Here is a 17,766-nt window from a genome sequence, read left to right as displayed (position 1 = left end):
AATCACGCTTTACGTTGTTCTGATTTAGGAGCGGGTTGCTGTTCCTCGACGCAAACGTCACAAGGCAGATGGCGGCCGATCAGCGCGCGATAACCAAAGGCTCCCAGGCCAGCACCGACAATTGGGCCGAAGATCGGTACCAGGAAGTATGGAATATCACGAGCGCCGGTGAAGGCCACGTTGCCCCAGCCTGCCATGTAGGCGAACAGTTTCGGGCCGAAGTCACGCGCCGGGTTCAGTGCAAAGCCGGTCAATGGTCCCATAGAGGCGCCGATGACGGCAATCAGAATACCGATCAACAGCGGCGCCAGCGGGCCGCGTGGAATGCCGTTGCCGTCGTCGGTCAGCGCCAGGATCAGGCACATCAGAATGGCGGTGATCACGGTTTCTACCAGAAACGCCTGGCCGACGGAGATATGAGCATTGGGATAGGTAGAGAAGATACCGGCCAACTCGAGGCTTTCATTGCTGCCACGCACCATCTGGTGGGCTGCCTCAAAATCGAAGAACAGACTGTAATACAGCCCGTAGACCAGTGCTGCCGCGCAGAAGGCCCCTGCGATCTGCGCAACGATGTAGGGAAGTACTTTGCGTCCATCAAAGCAGGCGAACAGCCACAGCGCGAGCGTGACAGCCGGGTTCAGGTGAGCACCGGAAATGGCGGCGGTCAGATAGATGGCCATCGCCACCCCCAGGCCCCAAATGATGCTGATTTCCCACTGGCCGAAGCTGGCACCGGCCAGTTTCAGCGCTGCAACGCAGCCTACGCCAAAAAAGATCAACAGACCGGTGCCGAGGAATTCAGCGATGCACTGGCCTTTTAAGGTCGGACTGATGGTTTGGCTCATAATGTTTTGTCCTGCAGACGGCGGTTATAGGTATCTAGGCTTGGCGCGTTGGCGTTGCGGCCTTGGGCTACAGAGTTTTTCTTCACGTCCTCTTATCGGTTGAGGAGGTGATGTAAATTTATCGTTAACGAGCATAAACGAGAAATAGCGAAATCAAAATGTGTGTACTTCGTCATAAAATTGAGCGAATTCGCGTTGTTTAGTGTTCTTTCAGCGCCATAAAAAGGTGCTCTGACCAGTTATTGGGTCTCCATTTGTTAACAACCTTGCCGTTTGGCTGCGTTGACTTTCGGTTTTGACCGATAGCCACAGTAGGAAAATTGCAACAGAGTGCGCGTTGGGTCGGTATGTTGCTAGACACTGGGGGGCAGGCTACTTACAATCGTTTTTAATGCGGGAAAGGTTTTATCGAGACAGGCGCTGGGCCTGTTGGTTGTGCGAGCATGTTCGCAGTCGCTGCAACTGAGGTTGCGGCGCTACTTATGGATGTACGCCTTGCTATCATGAGGGGACTGAAGAATGACATTTGAAGTATTTGAAAAACTGGAAGCAAAAGTTCAGCAGGCGATCGATACCATCACGCTGTTGCAGATGGAAATTGAAGAGCTGAAAGAGAAGAATAATTCCCTGTCTCAGGAAGTTCAGAGCGCTGCGGGTAACCAGGAATCACTGGTGCGTGAAAACCAGCAACTGAAAGAAGAGCAGCACGTGTGGCAAGATCGCCTGCGCGCATTGCTGGGTAAAATGGAAGAAGTCTGATCCATTAGCACCATCGAAAAGGGCGCCTCAGGCGCCCTTTGTCATTTCTGCGGTTACTCGATATCGAGCGGGTCTTCAGAAAGAATGATGCCGGTGTTGTCGGCATACAGGTGATCGCCAGAGAAGAAAGTCACACCGCCGAAATTCACGCGAATATCACTTTCGCCGATCGCTTCGCTGGTGGCCCCGACCGGGATCGCTGCCATCGCCTGAATGCCGATGTCCAGTTCTTCCAGATCGTCTACCTGGCGTACCGCACCGTATACCACGATGCCTTCCCACTCGTTCTGAGTCGCCAGACGGGCCAGTTCCGCGTTGATCAGGGCACGGCGTACCGAGCCGCCACCGTCGATCACCAATACGCGACCAAGGCCGTTTTCCTCGAGCAGTTCAAACAGCAGGCCGTTATCCTCGAAGCATTTCACCGTAGTGATTTGCCCGCCAAATGAAGTACGCCCGCCAAAGTTGGAGAACAGAGGCTCAACTACGTTGACCTCTTCCTGATAGATATCGCAAAGTTCGGAAGTATCGTATTTCATAGGATTTTACGTCTGTTTGCCGCTGGAATAATCAGTATATCCCTTTATTCGCCCTGTTGGCAAAATCATCAGTGCCAGGATGTGTTCTGGCACCTGAGTCGCACTTAGCTGAGTACGACGCCGACGGCAAACAACACGTTGGCGAGCAGGGCAGCCTTGACCATATGTTCCAGCATCGGGCGCATACCGACGGCCGTAGGGTCGCGTAATACGCGCATACCGTGACGGTAGAGCAGCGGGATAGCCAGCACAAACAGCCAGCCCCAGAGACTGTGCAGGTTAAGCAGGGTAAATAGGGCAAAGCACAGCACGGCAGCGATCAACAGCCCCGCGTGGTAATAGCGCGCATTCTGTGGGCCAAGGCGCACGGCCAGGGTATTTTTGCCGTTTTCACGGTCGCTTTCGATATCGCGCAGATTATTGATGTTCAACACCGCCGCCGCGAGCAGGCCACAGGCCGTTGCTGGCAGCATCACTACGCTGTCGAAGGAGTGAGTCTGTAGGTAGTAAGTGCCCGCCACGCTGAGCCAGCCGAAAAACACCAATACCGAAATATCGCCCAGCCCCAGATAGCCGTAAGGTTTGGTGCCCACGGTGTAGGTAATGGCCGCGACGATCGCTAATCCACCCAGTACCAGGAAGCCCACCACGTCGCTGGGTTTTTCACAGGCGACGGCGATCAGCCAGCAGCCGGAAATGGCGATCAGCACCACCGTCAGTATCAAGGCCCGTTTCATCTGGCTTTGGGTGATCATGCCTTTTTGCATGCCACGCAGCGGACCGATACGGTCTTCTTTATCGCTGCCTTTGATCGCATCGCCGTAATCGTTGGCCAGGTTGGAGAGGATCTGCAGCAGACCCGCGGTCAGCAGAGCCAACAGCGCTACGCCGGGCTTCAGGCTGCCCTGCCAGGCGGCGATCGCGGAACCGACAACGATGGAGGCAAAGGCCAATGGCAGTGTACGTGGTCGTAAACTTTCCAGCCAGGCTCTGGCCGGGGTGGTGGGGGTTGATAAGCTCATTTTTCGCTTCAGCAAGTCAAAAGGCGGTATCCGCCAGAAATAAATAGGGGAGGCAATGCCTCCCACAAAAATAACTGACAGGACAGTGATAGAGCGATTATAGGATAAAACGACTCAGATCTTCATCCGCTACCAGTTCATCCAGGTGATTGCGCACATATTCGGCGTCAATTGTAATGGATTGGCCGCCAATTTCACTCGCATCGTACGAAATATCTTCCATCAGACGCTCCAGCACGGTGTGCAAACGACGTGCCCCGATGTTTTCGGTGCTTTCGTTAACCTGCCAGGCGGCTTCGGCGATGCGGCGGATACCGTCAGCGGTGAAATCGATGGTGACGCCTTCGGTGGCCATCAATGCTTTGTACTGCTCGGTCAGCGATGCGCTTGGCTCGGTCAGGATACGTTCAAAATCTTCCGTGGTCAGCGCCTGCAACTCAACGCGGATTGGCAGACGGCCTTGCAATTCCGGGATCAGGTCGGAAGGGCTGGCGGTCTGGAACGCGCCGGAGGCGATAAACAGAATGTGATCGGTCTTCACCATGCCGTGTTTGGTCGAAACCGTACAGCCTTCCACCAGCGGCAGCAGGTCACGTTGGACGCCCTCGCGGGAGACGTCCGGGCCGGAGCTTTGGCCGCTGCGCTTACAGATTTTGTCGATCTCATCGATAAACACGATACCGTGCTGCTCAACCGCTTCCACCGCCTGCTCTTTCAGCTCTTCTGGGTTCACCAGCTTGGCGGCTTCTTCTTCGATCAGCAGCTTGAAAGCTTCCTTGATCTTCACCTTGCGGGGCTTCTGTTTTTGCCCGCCGAGGTTTTGGAACATCGATTGCAGCTGGTTGGTCATCTCTTCCATGCCAGGAGGAGCCATGATTTCCACACCCATCGGTGCCGCGGCCAGATCGATTTCGATTTCTTTATCGTCCAACTGGCCTTCACGCAGCTTCTTGCGGAATGCCTGGCGGGCGGCCGAAGGTTCTTGCTGCTCTTCCGCCTGGCCCCAGTTGTTTTTGGCCGGTGGGATCAGCACGTCGAGAATGCGTTCTTCTGCCATCTCTTCCGCACGGGTGCGGTTTTTCTCGATCGATTGCAGACGCACCATTTTCACGGCGGCATCGGTCAGATCGCGGATGATAGAGTCCACTTCCTTACCCACATAGCCCACTTCGGTGAACTTGGTGGCTTCAACCTTGATGAACGGCGCGTTGGCCAGTTTCGCCAGACGACGGGCGATCTCGGTTTTACCGACGCCGGTCGGGCCGATCATCAGAATATTTTTCGGGGTGACTTCGTGACGCAGCATCTCGTTGAGCTGCATCCGGCGCCAGCGGTTGCGCAGGGCAATGGCGACAGCACGTTTGGCTTTGTTTTGGCCAATGATGTAGCTGTCCAGTTCGCTGACGATCTCGCGCGGGGTCATTTCAGACATGGTATTCGATCCTTACGCTTTGGAAGGCAATTCTTCAATGGTGTGGAAATGGTTGGTGTAAATACAGATGTCACCGGCGATGGTCAGGGATCTCTCCACGATTTCGCGGGCGCTCAGTTCGGTATTTTCCAACAGCGCGCGGGCGGCAGACTGGGCATAAGGGCCACCGGAGCCGATCGCAATCAAATCATTTTCTGGCTGCACCACGTCACCGTTACCGGTGATGATCAGCGAGGCATTCTCATCGGCTACCGCCAGCAGGGCTTCCAGCTTGCGCAGCATGCGGTCGGTACGCCAGTCTTTCGCCAACTCAACGGCCGCTTTCACCAGATGGCCCTGGTGCATCTCCAGCTTGCGCTCGAACAGTTCGAACAGGGTGAAAGCGTCAGCCGTACCCCCGGCGAAACCGGCAATGACTTTATCGTTATACAGGCGACGGACTTTTTTGACGTTGCCCTTCATTACCGTGTTGCCCAGTGTGGCCTGGCCATCGCCACCGATCACTACCTGGCCGTTGCGGCGTACGCTTACAATTGTTGTCACGAGCAGACCCTCGTTGCAGACGGAAAGAAGTCCCCGCAGCCCCTGCGGTTGCAGAGACTACGAGGCATATTGAGAGTATAGATGGGGGGAGATTGACGCTTTTCAACCCCCAACGGACAGGGGAATGCAACTTGACATGCCAATGCCCTTCAGGCGCGACAGGGTTTTATCTGCAGCAGCGCGGCTGCTGTATGGGCCGAGCATCACGCGATTCCAGCCACCGCCTGAGGTGACACGGCTTTCAACGCCTTCAAACGCCAGCTGTGCCCGTACCGATTCGGCCTGATCGGCGGCGCGGAACGAACCACATTGCACCATCCATTTCTGCTTGGATTCCGGTTTGGTTTCCGGTTTGGCCGCTTCGGTTTTTACTTCTTGTTTCACTTCCGGCTGCCGGGTCTGCGCCGGTGGCGTCACGACCTGTGGCTTTGGTTGCTGTACCTGCGGCTTCGGCTGTTGTACCGGTTGCTGCTGGTGTTGCTGTTGCACTGGCGCGGCACCGTTGTTGAACGGATTGCGTGGCTGAGCAACCTGCTGTTGCTGAACCGGTGGCGCTATCTGCTGCTGTACCGGCGGTTGTACCGCTTGCTGATGTCCACCGCTACGCATCTGTGCAGGATCGTTGTAAGGCACTTCAGACAGCTGCGTTGGGCGCTGCTGCATATCGGCCTGCATCTGTTCCAGCAATTGGCGTTGTTCGTCGGTCAACTGGGTTTTGGAGTTGACCTCTCCCCCGGCCGTTGGCTCGGTAGGTGCCTTGACGCCAATCTGGCGGTTTTCCAGCTCTTTGATGTAGCGCCAACGCTCTTCCGGCTTGGGCGGCAGGCCGTTGCCTGGGCGGGTGCCATGCGTAGGCAGGATCGGCGTCTCGTCCGGCTTGTTGTGGGTAATGAAATAAAGACCACCGATAAAGACAACCAGAATGGCGACGGCAAGCGCCACCACGGTTTTGGATACCTTTGGAGAATTGCGTTTTTTACGGCTGGGGGTCTTGCGCCGCGCTGCTCCTGAGCGCCCGCGGCCTACATAGTCTCTCTGTGCCACTATAATTCCGCTGTGTCGTGATGAGGTTAAACCTATCCTCTAGGTATTTTATCGGCCATTCTGCGTCAGCTTACCACCCGGGTGCAATGCCCTGTAGGCAACTCTCCGGGGAACTGTTCTGGCAAAATGACCACAACAATAATCATTACGCCGGTGTGGCAGGCGCTGGGTCAGCCATGTTACTTAACCCAAAAATATTTGACTAGCGTTTAGGGGCCGCGGTGCTGCCTCTGATGATCAATTCCGTGTCCAAAAGCCGTGAGCCGCTGTTCACTACCTGCCCATGCAGTTGCTCCAACAACAGTAACATCACCTGTTGGCCAATCTCGAAGCGGGGCTGGGCCACGGTGGTCAGCGGCGGATCGCAATATTGTGCCAGCTTGATATCGTCAAAGCCGACAATCGACAGATCCTGCGGTACCCGCAAGCCCATCTTTTTAGCCTGGGACAAGACGCCGATCGCCATGACGTCGCTGTGGCAAAAGACCGCCGTTGGCGGTTTCGGCAGCGCCATCAGTGAGACCAATGCCTGCGCACCGGCTTCGTAAGTGAAATCACCCCGGGTAATATAGCTGCTTTCAACGGTAATGCCATTACGGCGTAGCGCCTGAATGTAGCCCTGTAGTCGATAATGGCTCAGTGGCATCTGCTCTGGCCCGGCGATACAGGCGATCTGTTTATGGCCCAGTTGGTGGAGATAGTGCACGGCTTCAAACGCGGCGGTCAGGTTGTCGATATGCACCGTTGGCAGTTCCAGCTCGGGTGCAAATTCGTTGGCCATCACCATCGGCGGCAGGTTGCGCTGCTCTTCCTTGCTGGCATCGAAAGGCAGATTGGAGCCGAGCAGCAGCATGCCATCGATTTGTTTGGTGATAATCAGATTGACGAAGGTCCGTTCCTGTTGGTGCTGCTGCGCGCAGTCACCTATCAGCACCAGATAGCCATGCTGTGCTGCCGTTTGCTCGATCCCCTGGATCACGTCGGCGAAAAACGGATCGCAGATGTCCGGGACGATCACCAGGATGGTGCGAGACTCATTGCGTTTGATATTGCGTGTCAAGGCATGGGGGGAGTAACCCACGGCCAGCACGGCCTGTTCCACTTTCTGGCGCGTTGGCGTTGACACCTTTTCCGGATTCATCAGCGCACGCGACACGGTTGCCGTGGAAACGCCGGCCATTTCGGCAACGTCTTTCATGGTCGCCATGGGTAATTCTTGCTTGTGTTCCAACGCCTTTCTCCTTGCGCCAGCACCCGGCTAACGCGGTTACTTCAGTTTGCTCACAAATTCTGGCATGCGGTGGAGGTGTTATTTTTAGTGTCATCCACGTGCAAGCATTCCATTGCCTGGCTGAAAAAATGCCTTCACCAACATTCTAAACAGATTACGTGCCGCTTTTGTTACCTAATTTGCATGAAAAGTGTGACGTAGGAAGGCTTTTTCGTGTTCGATCGCAAATTGTGGTGTAAACGTTTGCTTTTATCAGCGTGATTAAGATTTTTCTTACTCAGCTATCAATAGGATCAACGTCTAGCGTCCATTTCACTTTACGGGATTGTGGCAGGGTGCCAATCAACGGCAACGTGCTTTTTATCAGATGCTGCAACAGTTTTCTGGACGGGTGCTGCAACAGCAGTTGCCAGCGGAAACGCCCCCCGCGTTTGGGTTGCAGGGCCGGTACCGGACCCATCACCCACAGCGAATCATCTTTTAGCGGGCTGGCCTCCAACAGATTGCGTAATTGCTGTAAGAACAGCGGTGCCTGCTGATTGTCGTGATCTTCCGAACGCACGATGATGTGGCTGGTATACGGCGGCAGAAAGACGCTGTTACGCTCGGCCAGGGTTTGCTTGGCAAAGGCGTCGTAACCCTGTTGCAGCAGAATTTGCAGTAACGGATGTTCTGGGTGATGGGTTTGCAGCAGCACCTCGCCCTGCTTGCCCGCCCGCCCGGCGCGGCCAGAAACCTGGGTATAGAGCTGGGCGAAACGCTCAGCAGAACGGAAATCGGCAGAGAAGAGTGCGCCGTCCACGTCGAGCAACGCCACCAAGGTAACATCCGGGAAGTGGTGGCCTTTGGCGAGCATTTGTGTGCCGATCAGGATCCTGGGGTCGCCACGGTGAATATCGGCCAGATGCTGTTCCAGTGACCCTTTGCGGCTGGTGGTATCGCGATCGATACGGGTAATGGCGGTTTCCGGGAACAGGGGAGCCAGCTCGTTTTCCAACTGTTCGGTGCCGACGCCGACGGACACCAGGTTGGTCGTCCCGCATTGCGGACACTGGTGGGGCACTGGGCGTTGGCTGTCGCAGTGGTGGCAGCGTAGCTGGCGCTGATGCTGGTGGAACGTATAGTAATGGTCGCAGCGCTGGCATTCGGCGATCCAGCCACATTCGTGGCATAACAGCGCGGGAGCATAGCCACGCCGGTTCAGGAACAGGATCACCTGATTGCCGTTCTTCAGATGGTACTGCATGCTTTTCAGCAGGGGCTGAGAAAGCCCGACTTTCAGTGGCAGACCTTTCAAATCGATCAGGTGCTGGTTGGCCGGTTTGGCGTTACCCGCCCGCTGGGTCAGTTTGAGCTGACGGTATTTGCCTAATTGCACGTTGTGCAGCGTTTCCAGCGCTGGTGTCGCCGAGCCCATCACCAGCGGGATGTTTTCGGCGTGAGCGCGGAACACTGCCAGATCGCGAGCGTGATAGCGCCAGCCCTCTTGCTGTTTATAGGAGCTGTCGTGTTCTTCGTCGATGATGATCACCCCAAGGCGCGAGAAGGGGGTGAACAGCGCCGAGCGGGTGCCGATCACAATGGCGGCTTCACCACTGCGCGCACGCAGCCAAACGGCCAGCCGCTCGCTGTCGTTCAGGCCGGAGTGCAGGACTTCTACCGGTGCGTTGAAGCGTTCGCGAAAGCGGGCGATGGTCTGGGGAGTCAGGCCGATTTCCGGTACCAGCACCAGTGCCTGCTTGCCTTTCGCCAGAATGTTTTCCAGCACGCTGAGATAAACTTCGGTTTTGCCAGAGCCGGTGACCCCGGCCAACAGCCAGGCAGCAAACTGGTCGTCTTCACTGCGAATGGCGCCAACGGCGGTAGCCTGTTCGGTATTGAGGCGCAGCCGTTCACCGAGTACGGCAAAACCCGGCCGCCAATCCTGTGTGGCTACCGTTTGTGAGCGCAGATCGATCAAGCCTTTGGCACGCAGCGCCTGTAGCGCGCTTTCCGTCAGCTCCAATTCGCTGACCTGATGGCGATACACCGGGCGTTGCAGCAGTGCCGCCAGCGCCTGTTGCTGTTTTGGCGCTCGCTTGAGGCTTTCCGGTGGGGTCGCGCGCCCTTGTTCGGTCGCGAACCATTGCCATAGAGGAGCGGCCTCTGCGGGTTTGCCCTGGCGTAGCAGGATAGGCAAGGCGTGGAACAGCACTTCACCGATCGGGTAATGGTAGTATTCGCTGGCCCACAGCAGGATGCGCCACAGGCTGGGGGTGAATAACGAGTCGTTATCCAGCAGGCTGTCGATGGGCTTGAGCCTTTCCAGCGGCAGTTCACTGCTCTCACTGCTGCCGGTGATGATACCTATCGCCCGTTGCTTTCCCCAGGGCACACTGACGCGCGCGCCGATGACCGGCTGCAGGCCTGCGGGCAGCAGATAATCGAAGGTACGGGCAAGGGGAACCGGTAGAGCAACGTGTACAACGGGCATGTGGCTTTCCAGGTGGCAAAAAGTGTTGGCTAGTTTACACGGTAGGCTGGCAAATGTACGGATCCGATTGCGTGCTACATTTTATTCTGTATAATTTGCCGCCTTTGGTATAATTCCATATCAAAACCTATTATCAACCACGTGTGGTGTCTGGCGGAACAGGGCTGGATAGCGACACGGCCTTAACTGAGGTTTTCCCATGAAAAAAGGTATTCACCCTAAATACGACGAAGTTACTGCAAACTGCTCTTGCGGTAACGTGATCAAAATCCGCTCTACCGTGGGTCACGATCTGAACCTGGACGTGTGTGGCGAATGTCACCCGTTCTACACTGGCAAGCAGCGTGATGTTGCTACCGGTGGCCGCGTTGACCGCTTCAACAAGCGTTTCAGCGTACCAGGCGTTAAGAAATAAGTTTTCTTTTCGTCAGATGAAAAAGGCGCCTTTGGGCGCCTTTTTTCGTTTCTGCCTTCGGGTGCAGGCAGGATCAATATTCCCAGGTATCAGGGTCGACACCCAATTCTCTCATCAGTACTTTCGCGGCTTCCGGGATTTCGTCGCTGCGTTCTTTGCGCAGGTCTTCATCGTTCGGCAGCGGCTGGCCGGTAAAGGCGTGCAGGAATGCTTCACACAGCAGTTCGCTGTTGGTGGCGTGGCGCAGGTTGTTCACCTGGCGACGAGTGCGTTCATCCGTCAGGATTTTCAGCACCTTCAGCGGAATGGATACCGTGATTTTTTTGACTTGCTCGCTCTTTTTACCGTGTTCAGCGTAAGGGCTGACATACTCGCCGTTCCACTCAGCCATGGGACACCTTAAAATTATCTGAAAAAATACAAAATTCTAAAAACCGGCCGATTATGCCCGATCTTCGCTGTGCTCACTAAATAAATGTCTGTTTTGCGCGATGAGCGTCACTGATTCTGGTCGTTTAATAGGCTTTGCCTATGCATTTTGGGTTAACATCGCACCGTCATCACAAACTGCCATAATTTTAGCGGGTATTGTCCCTTTGCTCAATCTATACGCAAAGAAGTTTAGATGTCCAGATGTATTGACGTCTATATCCGCTGCGGTTAATCTTTAGGCCTCATTCCCCCACTTCCGAGAGCCGAGCCACCCTATGACGCGTAAACCAGCCACCATTGCCGTACGTAGCGGTCTGAATGATGACGAACAGTACGGCTGTGTCGTCCCGCCGATCCACCTTTCCAGCACCTATAACTTTACCGATTTCAATCAGCCGCGAGCTCATGATTACTCACGCCGTGGTAACCCGACGCGTGATGTCGTGCAACGTGCGTTGGCGGAGCTGGAAGGCGGTGCGGGCGCGGTAATGACCGGGAGCGGGATGTCGGCGATCCATCTGGTGACCACGGTATTTCTCAAGCCGGGCGATCTGCTGGTAGCCCCTCATGACTGCTACGGTGGCAGCTACCGCCTGTTCGATAGCCTGAGCAAACGTGGTGCGTATCGGGTGCTGTTTGTCGATCAAGGGAATGAAACCGCCTTGCGTGAGGCATTGGCACAACAGCCTAAATTGGTGCTGATCGAAAGCCCAAGCAACCCGCTATTACGCGTGGTGGATATTGCGGCCATCTGTAAAGCGGCTCACGAAGTAGGTGCGTTGACCGTGGTGGATAACACCTTCCTCAGCCCGGCGCTGCAACAACCGATCGAGCTGGGTGCCGATCTGGTGGTGCACTCCTGTACCAAATACCTCAACGGTCACTCCGACGTGGTCGCCGGCGCGGTGATCGCCAAAGATAAAGATCTGGCGGTCGAACTGGCCTGGTGGGCCAACAATATTGGCGTCACCGGTGCGGCATTCGATAGCTATTTGTTATTGCGAGGGATGCGTACCCTGTCGCCGCGTATCAAGGCTGCACAACATAATGCCGAGGCGATTGTCGGCTATTTACAGCAGCAACCCTTGGTCAAAAAGCTGTATCATCCTTCCTTGCCAGAAAACCCTGGCCATGAGATTGCGTGTCGCCAGCAACGTGGGTTCGGTGCCATGCTCAGCTTTGAACTGGACGGGGATGAAGCGCTGCTGCGCCGTTTCCTGTCTGCTCTGGAGCTGTTTACGCTGGCGGAATCCCTGGGCGGTGTAGAAAGCCTGATCTCACATGCGGCAACCATGACTCACGCCGGTATGGCGCCAGAAGCGCGTGCCGCAGCGGGGATTTCCGAAAGCCTGCTGCGTGTTTCCGTGGGTATTGAAGATAGCGAAGATTTGATTGCCGATCTGGAACAAGCCTTCCAGGCGGCGGCTACGAGGTAAGTCATGAATGCAATTGCGGTAGCAGGGCCGGTGAGCGGGCGTCAACTGCACAAATTTGGCGGCAGCAGCCTGGCAGATGTGAAGTGTTATCTGCGGGTGGCCGGGATCATGGCCGAATACAGCCAGCCGGGTGACATGATGGTGGTGTCGGCGGCGGGTAGCACCACCAACCAACTGATTAGCTGGCTGAAGCTCAGCCAGAGCGATCGTCTTTCCGCGCATCAGGTGCAGCAAACGCTGCGCCGATACCACAGTGAACTGATCGGCGGGTTATTGCCTGCTGAAACGGCGGAACCGCTGATTGCCGAATTTATCCACGATCTTGAACGTCTGGCGATCCTGCTGGATGGCAAGGTTGATGATGCGGTGTATGCCGAAGTGGTCGGGCACGGTGAGATCTGGTCAGCCCGCCTGATGGCTGCGGTGCTGAACAAGCAGGACATGCAGGCGGCATGGCTGGACGCGCGCGACTTCCTGCGTGCCGAGCGTGCGGCTCAGCCGCAGGTGGACGAAGGCCGTTCCTATCCGTTATTGCAGCAACTGCTGGCACAGCATCCGGGTAAGCGCCTGGTAGTGACCGGCTTTATTTCACGTAACGACAGCGGTGAAACCGTGCTGTTGGGGCGCAACGGCAGTGACTATTCTGCCACGCAGGTTGGCGCGTTGGCCGGTGTGGAGCGGGTGACCATCTGGAGCGACGTTGCCGGGGTTTACAGTGCCGACCCACGTAAAGTGAAAGATGCCTGCCTGCTGCCGCTGCTGCGCCTGGACGAAGCCAGCGAACTGGCTCGTTTGGCAGCCCCGGTACTGCATACCCGTACTTTGCAGCCAGTGTCTGGCAGCGATATCGATCTGCAACTGCGTTGCAGCTACCAGCCGGAGCAGGGGTCTACACGCATTGAGCGCGTGTTGGCTTCCGGTACCGGTGCCAAGATTGTCACCAGCCACGATGATGTCTGCCTGATCGAACTCAGCGTTGCGCCGCAACATGACTTCAAGCTGGCGCAAAAAGAGTTGGATCTGGTGCTCAAGCGCGCGCAGATCAAACCGTTGGCCGTAGGTATTCATCCTGACCGTAACCTGATCCAGCTGTGCTACACCTCGGAAGTGGTGGGCAGCGTACTGCGCATTTTGCAGGAGGCCAGCTTGCCTGGTGAGCTGCAATTGCGTGAAGGATTAGCGCTGGTCGCGTTGGTGGGGGCTGGCGTGTGCAAGAACCCGCTGCACAGCCATCGCTTCTATCAGCAGTTGCAGGATCAGCCGGTCGAGTTTATCTGGCAGGCCGAGGATGGCATCAGCCTGGTTGCCGTGCTGCGTCAGGGGCCAACCGGCCTGTTGATTCAGGGCTTGCACCAAACTCTGTTCCGCGCGGAAAAGCGTATTGGGCTGGTGCTGTTTGGCAAAGGCAATATCGGCTCGCGTTGGCTGGAGCTGTTTGCTCGTGAACAGAAGAACATCTCTGCGCGTAGCGGCTTTGAGTTTAGCCTGGCAGGAGTGGTAGACAGCCGCCGTAGCCTGCTCAATTACGACGGGCTGGATGCCAGCCGGGCGCTGGCGTTCTTTGAAGATGAAGCGCAGGAACTTGATGAAGAGTCGCTGTTCCTGTGGATGCGGGCGCATCCGTTCGACGATCTGGTGGTGCTCGACGTCACTGCCAGTGAAGAGTTGGCGGAGCAGTATCTGGACTTTGCCAGCTATGGCTTCCATGTGATCAGCGCCAATAAGCTGGCGGGGGCCTCGTCCAGTGCCAACTACCGGCAGATCCGCGATGCGTTTGCCAAAACGGGCCGCCACTGGCTGTATAATGCCACCGTAGGGGCCGGGTTACCGGTTAACCATACCGTGCGCGATCTGCGTGACAGCGGGGACAGCATCCTGGCGATCAGCGGTATCTTCTCTGGCACGTTGTCCTGGCTGTTCCTACAGTTTGACGGCACGGTGCCGTTCACCGAGCTGGTGGATCAGGCCTGGCAACAAGGGCTGACGGAACCGGATCCGCGTGTTGACCTGTCAGGGCAAGACGTGATGCGTAAGCTGGTGATCCTGGCGCGTGAGGCGGGTTATGACATTGAACCTAATCAGGTACGTGTCGAATCGCTGGTGCCTGCGGGGGCGGAACAGGGCTCAATCGATCAGTTCTTCGAGAATGGTGATGCCTTGAACCAGCAAATGCTACAGCGTTACGAAGCGGCCAGCGAAATGGGCCTGGTGCTGCGCCACGTGGCGCGTTTTGACGCCAATGGCAAAGCGCGTGTTGGCGTAGAGGCCGTGCGGCCGGAACATCCGCTGGCTTCGCTGTTGCCTTGTGACAACGTGTTTGCCATTGAAAGCCGCTGGTATCGTGACAACCCGCTGGTGATCCGTGGGCCAGGGGCCGGGCGCGACGTCACTGCCGGTGCCATCCAGTCTGACCTTAACCGCTTGGCACAACTGCTTTAAATCCTCGCTTTAGCCACGGGGGTGGCGCTGCGCTGCCCCCGCTCAATCCATGAACATGAAATTCTCTCATCCTGCGTGAGGATTAATCATCGTATCCCCCTCACTTTCCTGTTGACTCTTCAGGCAACATCCGGCATTTTCTATCTAGACGTCTAAACGTATAGACGCTTATTATAACAAAGCACAACAGTGATCGATAAGAGGCGGACAGGGTATGAGTTTTTATCACGCAAACCAGCGGGAAGCGCTGAATCAGAGTCTGGCAGAGTTAAACGGCCAGATTAACGTGTCGTTCGAGTTCTTCCCGCCGCGTACCAGCGAGATGGAAGACACCTTGTGGCAGTCGATCGATCGCCTGAGCAGCCTCAAACCCAAGTTTGTTTCTGTGACCTATGGTGCCAACTCGGGTGAGCGCGATCGCACTCACAGCATCATCAAGGGCATCAAAGAGAAAACCGGCCTGGATGCGGCTCCTCACCTGACCTGTATTGATGCCAGCCCGGCGCAGCTGCGTGATATCGCGACCGATTACTGGAACAGCGGCATACGCCATATCGTCGCGCTGCGTGGTGATTTACCGCCAGGCGGTGGCAAGCCGGATATGTATGCGACCGATCTGGTCACGTTGCTTAAAGACGTCGGCGATTTTGATATTTCCGTCGCGGCCTACCCGGAAGTGCATCCGGAAGCCAAAAGCGCCCAGGCAGACCTGATCAACCTGAAACGTAAAATCGATGCCGGTGCCAACCGTGCCATCACCCAGTTCTTCTTCGACGTAGAAAGCTATCTGCGTTTCCGCGACCGCTGTGTGACCGCTGGCATCGACGTAGAAATCGTCCCGGGGATTCTGCCGGTGTCCAACTTCAAGCAGCTCCAGCGCTTTGCCACCATGACCAACGTGCGGGTGCCAAGCTGGATGACCAGCATGTTTGCCGGGCTGGATGACGATGCGGAAACCCGCAAGATGGTCGGTGCCAATATCGCCATGGATATGGTGAAGATCCTGAGCCGCGAAGGGGTCAAGGATTTCCACTTCTATACGCTCAACCGTGCAGAAATGAGTTACGCCATCTGCCATACCCTGGGCGTGCGCCCTGCTGTGATCGCAGGCTGATAGATGGCGGTTGCCGTTGCGGCAACCGCACCATCATCAAGGTACGGCGGGGTGCGTCAGCATTTCCAGGAACCACTGCCGGAACCCTTCGACATCGATTTCCAGACAGACTTCGGCATTGGCCGGCAGTTTCAGACGATTGGCAAGATCGACGCAGGTCGTTCCCCTGGTCAGTTCCCCTTGCGTTTCTACTGCCACATGGCAGGCCTGAGTGGTAAATAACTGCGGTTTTGCCAGATAGGCCAGGGCGCACAAATCATGCATTTTCAGCCCACGGCTCATACTGCCCCCCCGATAGTGTTGGAACAGGCTATGCAGCATGGCCCCGGTACGGTTCAGCGTCGGTAAACTGGCGATCATCTCTGCGGTGAGCGTGGCCCGGTTGGTAACGTCCAGACCACACATCACAATCGGGATACCGCTGGCAAACACCACGCTGGCGGCCTCGGGATCGACGTAGATATTAAACTCTGCGTTTGGCGTATGGTTACCCCGCCCGGCAGAACCTCCCATCATGACGATCCGCTCGATAGACGGCTTACATTCCGGGTAGAGCGTGAGCAACAAGGCAATGTTGGTTAATGGGCCAATCGGCACCAGGACCAGCGGTTCCTTGCTGGCCAGCAGCAAATCCCGGATCACTTCAACGGCATGGCCGTCAACGATCTGCTGTGTCGGCTCCTCGAACGCGTACCCATCCAGCCCTGAGTGGCCGTGAATATGGCTGGCATCCTCCAGGCTACGTACCAGCGGAGCCGCCGCCCCGCGAGCTACGGGCGTTGATGCGCCCAGGAAATGCAGCAGACGCAGCGCGTTGTTGGTGGTTTTATCCACGCTGACGTTACCCGCCACCGTGCTCACCAGGCGCAGGTCGATTTTGGGATGGAACAGCGCGGCAACCAGCGCGACCGCGTCGTCAATGCCGGGATCGGTATCCAGGATCATGGCAATCGGTGAATGGCTTGAGGACATAATATCTCCCATATCAGGCGTTAGCGCTGATGGTCAAAGTAAGTGGCGATCTGCGGCAGGTCTGCGCCACTCGCCAGGGCTAATTGCAGTAGAACTCGAGACTTCTGCGGATTCAGGAAGCCTGAGCCGATGGCGAATGATTTGGTGCTGACATAGCCGGTACCGGTTCGCGTGGACATCACTACCGGGATACCTTGCTTATGCAGTGCGCCGATGGCGGTCTCCATAGTGGAGGAGACGTTACCGTTGCCGTTACCGGCGATGATAATGCCTTTGGCGCCGTTCTTCAGGGCCGCGTCGAGCATGGCGGTGTCCTGAGCCTGGTAGGAATAGAGTATCTCCACCTTCGGCAGGCTGGTCAGTTTACTGACGTCAAAAAATGTCTTATCGATCGGCTGGGCGGCGGTGTAATAGAACTTGGGTTGCCCGCTGACGAATAGCCCCAAATAGCCGGGTTCCGTGGCCTTAAAGGTGTCTAGCGTGGTGGAGTTGGTTTTGCTGGTATAGAAGGCGGAGCCGATGCGGTCATTTAATACCACCAACGTGCCCCGGTTTTCTGCCTGCTTGGCCGTGGCTAACGTCACCGCTTCCAGCAGGTTCATCGGGCCGTCCGCGCTGATGGCCGTTGCCGGGCGCATCGATCCAACCATCACTACCGGTTGCTTGCTGTTGACGGTTAAATCCAGGAAGAAGGCAGTTTCTTCCAGCGTATCGGTGCCATGCGTGATGACGACGCCCTGCTGTCCCTGCTGGTTCAACAGCTGATTGACCCGTTTGCTCAGGGTAAGCAGCACCTGATCGTTGACGTCACCGCTGATGGTATTGGAAATTTGCTCGCCTTTAACCTCCGCGACCTGGGCCATTTCAGGTACGGCGGCGATCAGGGTATCGATGCCGACAGAGCCAGCTTTATAGTCGGTGGTATCTGTCTTGGAAGCCGAACTGCCTGCAATGGTGCCGCCGGTTGCCAGGATGGTCACCTGAGGTTTGCCAGCCTGCGCAGCCACTGGCAAGAGCAGTGCGCTGGTCAGCAGGGCGGCCAGTATCGATTTATTCATGTTCTCTCT

Annotated in this window: 16 protein-coding genes; 5 read left to right on the top strand and 11 right to left on the bottom strand. The window is 56.4% G+C overall.

The window, feature by feature from the left end:
* Positions 1 to 2: 2 nt before the first annotated feature.
* Positions 3 to 848 (bottom strand): MIP/aquaporin family protein, encoded by an 846-nt coding sequence (locus tag ACRDCA_RS04830; protein WP_438688523.1) that lies wholly within the window; start codon positions 846 to 848, stop codon positions 3 to 5.
* A 519-nt stretch (positions 849 to 1,367) separates the two neighbouring features.
* Here ACRDCA_RS04830 and zapB point away from each other — a divergent pair.
* Entirely contained in the window at positions 1,368 to 1,607 is a 240-nt protein-coding gene (zapB, locus tag ACRDCA_RS04825; RefSeq protein WP_438688522.1) for a septal ring assembly protein ZapB, read from the top strand.
* A 53-nt stretch (positions 1,608 to 1,660) separates the two neighbouring features.
* Here zapB and rraA read toward each other — a convergent pair whose 3' ends face one another.
* From rraA to priA, 7 genes are all read right to left on the bottom strand, one after another.
* Positions 1,661 to 2,146 carry a ribonuclease E activity regulator RraA gene (rraA, locus tag ACRDCA_RS04820; protein ID WP_025121381.1) on the bottom strand — a complete coding sequence of 162 codons (486 nt, stop codon included), beginning with the start codon at positions 2,144 to 2,146 and terminating at the stop codon, positions 1,661 to 1,663.
* A 104-nt stretch (positions 2,147 to 2,250) separates the two neighbouring features.
* On the bottom strand, positions 2,251 to 3,168 hold the full coding sequence (locus ACRDCA_RS04815; protein WP_438688521.1) for a 1,4-dihydroxy-2-naphthoate polyprenyltransferase: 918 nt from the start codon (positions 3,166 to 3,168) through the stop codon (positions 2,251 to 2,253).
* Between the two features lie 97 nt (positions 3,169 to 3,265).
* Positions 3,266 to 4,600, bottom strand: a complete 1,335-nt coding sequence (hslU, locus tag ACRDCA_RS04810; RefSeq protein ID WP_021807223.1) for an HslU--HslV peptidase ATPase subunit — start codon at positions 4,598 to 4,600, stop codon at positions 3,266 to 3,268.
* A gap of 12 nt (positions 4,601 to 4,612) precedes the next feature.
* Positions 4,613 to 5,143: an ATP-dependent protease subunit HslV gene (hslV, locus tag ACRDCA_RS04805; RefSeq protein ID WP_025121384.1), complete on the bottom strand. Its 531-nt coding sequence runs from the start codon at positions 5,141 to 5,143 to the stop codon at positions 4,613 to 4,615.
* A gap of 102 nt (positions 5,144 to 5,245) precedes the next feature.
* The gene (gene ftsN / locus ACRDCA_RS04800) at positions 5,246 to 6,187 is read right to left on the bottom strand and encodes a cell division protein FtsN (protein WP_438688520.1); all 942 of its coding nucleotides are present in this window, start codon (positions 6,185 to 6,187) and stop codon (positions 5,246 to 5,248) included.
* A gap of 202 nt (positions 6,188 to 6,389) precedes the next feature.
* Entirely contained in the window at positions 6,390 to 7,418 is a 1,029-nt protein-coding gene (gene cytR / locus ACRDCA_RS04795; RefSeq protein ID WP_438688519.1) for a DNA-binding transcriptional regulator CytR, read from the bottom strand.
* A 277-nt stretch (positions 7,419 to 7,695) separates the two neighbouring features.
* Entirely contained in the window at positions 7,696 to 9,891 is a 2,196-nt protein-coding gene (gene priA, locus ACRDCA_RS04790) for a primosomal protein N' (protein WP_438688518.1), read from the bottom strand.
* 199 nt (positions 9,892 to 10,090) lie between these two features.
* Here priA and rpmE point away from each other — a divergent pair, with 199 nt between their 5' ends.
* A complete protein-coding gene (gene rpmE / locus ACRDCA_RS04785) occupies positions 10,091 to 10,306 on the top strand; it encodes a 50S ribosomal protein L31 (RefSeq protein WP_024482871.1) in 216 nt (71 codons plus the stop codon).
* Between the two features lie 73 nt (positions 10,307 to 10,379).
* Here rpmE and metJ read toward each other — a convergent pair whose 3' ends face one another.
* A complete protein-coding gene (metJ, locus tag ACRDCA_RS04780; protein ID WP_006317756.1) occupies positions 10,380 to 10,697 on the bottom strand; it encodes a met regulon transcriptional regulator MetJ in 318 nt (105 codons plus the stop codon).
* A gap of 316 nt (positions 10,698 to 11,013) precedes the next feature.
* On the opposite strand from metJ, the gene metB reads away from it, so the two are divergent.
* The 3 genes from metB (at position 11,014) to metF (ending at position 15,727) form a co-directional block, all read left to right on the top strand.
* Positions 11,014 to 12,174 (top strand): cystathionine gamma-synthase, encoded by a 1,161-nt coding sequence (gene metB / locus ACRDCA_RS04775; RefSeq protein ID WP_438688517.1) that lies wholly within the window; start codon positions 11,014 to 11,016, stop codon positions 12,172 to 12,174.
* Positions 12,175 to 12,177: 3 nt separating this feature from the next.
* Positions 12,178 to 14,613 (top strand): bifunctional aspartate kinase/homoserine dehydrogenase II, encoded by a 2,436-nt coding sequence (locus tag ACRDCA_RS04770; RefSeq protein WP_438688516.1) that lies wholly within the window; start codon positions 12,178 to 12,180, stop codon positions 14,611 to 14,613.
* 214 nt (positions 14,614 to 14,827) lie between these two features.
* On the top strand, positions 14,828 to 15,727 hold the full coding sequence (metF, locus tag ACRDCA_RS04765) for a methylenetetrahydrofolate reductase (protein ID WP_438688515.1): 900 nt from the start codon (positions 14,828 to 14,830) through the stop codon (positions 15,725 to 15,727).
* Positions 15,728 to 15,763: 36 nt separating this feature from the next.
* On the opposite strand, the gene rihC is transcribed toward metF, so the two are convergent.
* A complete protein-coding gene (gene rihC / locus ACRDCA_RS04760; RefSeq protein ID WP_438688514.1) occupies positions 15,764 to 16,699 on the bottom strand; it encodes a ribonucleoside hydrolase RihC in 936 nt (311 codons plus the stop codon).
* Positions 16,700 to 16,719: 20 nt separating this feature from the next.
* Positions 16,720 to 17,757 (bottom strand): type II asparaginase, encoded by a 1,038-nt coding sequence (locus ACRDCA_RS04755; RefSeq protein WP_438688513.1) that lies wholly within the window; start codon positions 17,755 to 17,757, stop codon positions 16,720 to 16,722.
* Between the last annotated feature and the right edge of the window lie 9 nt (positions 17,758 to 17,766).

The sequence above is a fragment of the Serratia sp. (in: enterobacteria) genome (assembly GCF_051654945.1).
GTDB lineage: Bacteria > Pseudomonadota > Gammaproteobacteria > Enterobacterales > Enterobacteriaceae > Chania.
The sequence above is the reverse complement of the archived record's forward strand: the minus strand, read 5'-3'. Positions and strand labels throughout refer to the sequence as shown.

Coding starts and splice junctions, on each gene's coding strand:
- rpmE (WP_024482871.1), top strand. CDS start 10,091: ATGAAAAAAGGTATTCACCCTAAATACGACGAAGTTACTGCAAACTGC.
- ACRDCA_RS04755 (WP_438688513.1), bottom strand. CDS start 17,757: ATGAATAAATCGATACTGGCCGCCCTGCTGACCAGCGCACTGCTCTTG.
- hslU (WP_021807223.1), bottom strand. CDS start 4,600: ATGTCTGAAATGACCCCGCGCGAGATCGTCAGCGAACTGGACAGCTAC.
- metF (WP_438688515.1), top strand. CDS start 14,828: ATGAGTTTTTATCACGCAAACCAGCGGGAAGCGCTGAATCAGAGTCTG.
- rraA (WP_025121381.1), bottom strand. CDS start 2,146: ATGAAATACGATACTTCCGAACTTTGCGATATCTATCAGGAAGAGGTC.
- ACRDCA_RS04815 (WP_438688521.1), bottom strand. CDS start 3,168: ATGAGCTTATCAACCCCCACCACCCCGGCCAGAGCCTGGCTGGAAAGT.
- priA (WP_438688518.1), bottom strand. CDS start 9,891: ATGCCCGTTGTACACGTTGCTCTACCGGTTCCCCTTGCCCGTACCTTC.
- metJ (WP_006317756.1), bottom strand. CDS start 10,697: ATGGCTGAGTGGAACGGCGAGTATGTCAGCCCTTACGCTGAACACGGT.
- zapB (WP_438688522.1), top strand. CDS start 1,368: ATGACATTTGAAGTATTTGAAAAACTGGAAGCAAAAGTTCAGCAGGCG.
- ACRDCA_RS04830 (WP_438688523.1), bottom strand. CDS start 848: ATGAGCCAAACCATCAGTCCGACCTTAAAAGGCCAGTGCATCGCTGAA.
- ACRDCA_RS04770 (WP_438688516.1), top strand. CDS start 12,178: ATGAATGCAATTGCGGTAGCAGGGCCGGTGAGCGGGCGTCAACTGCAC.
- rihC (WP_438688514.1), bottom strand. CDS start 16,699: ATGTCCTCAAGCCATTCACCGATTGCCATGATCCTGGATACCGATCCC.
- metB (WP_438688517.1), top strand. CDS start 11,014: ATGACGCGTAAACCAGCCACCATTGCCGTACGTAGCGGTCTGAATGAT.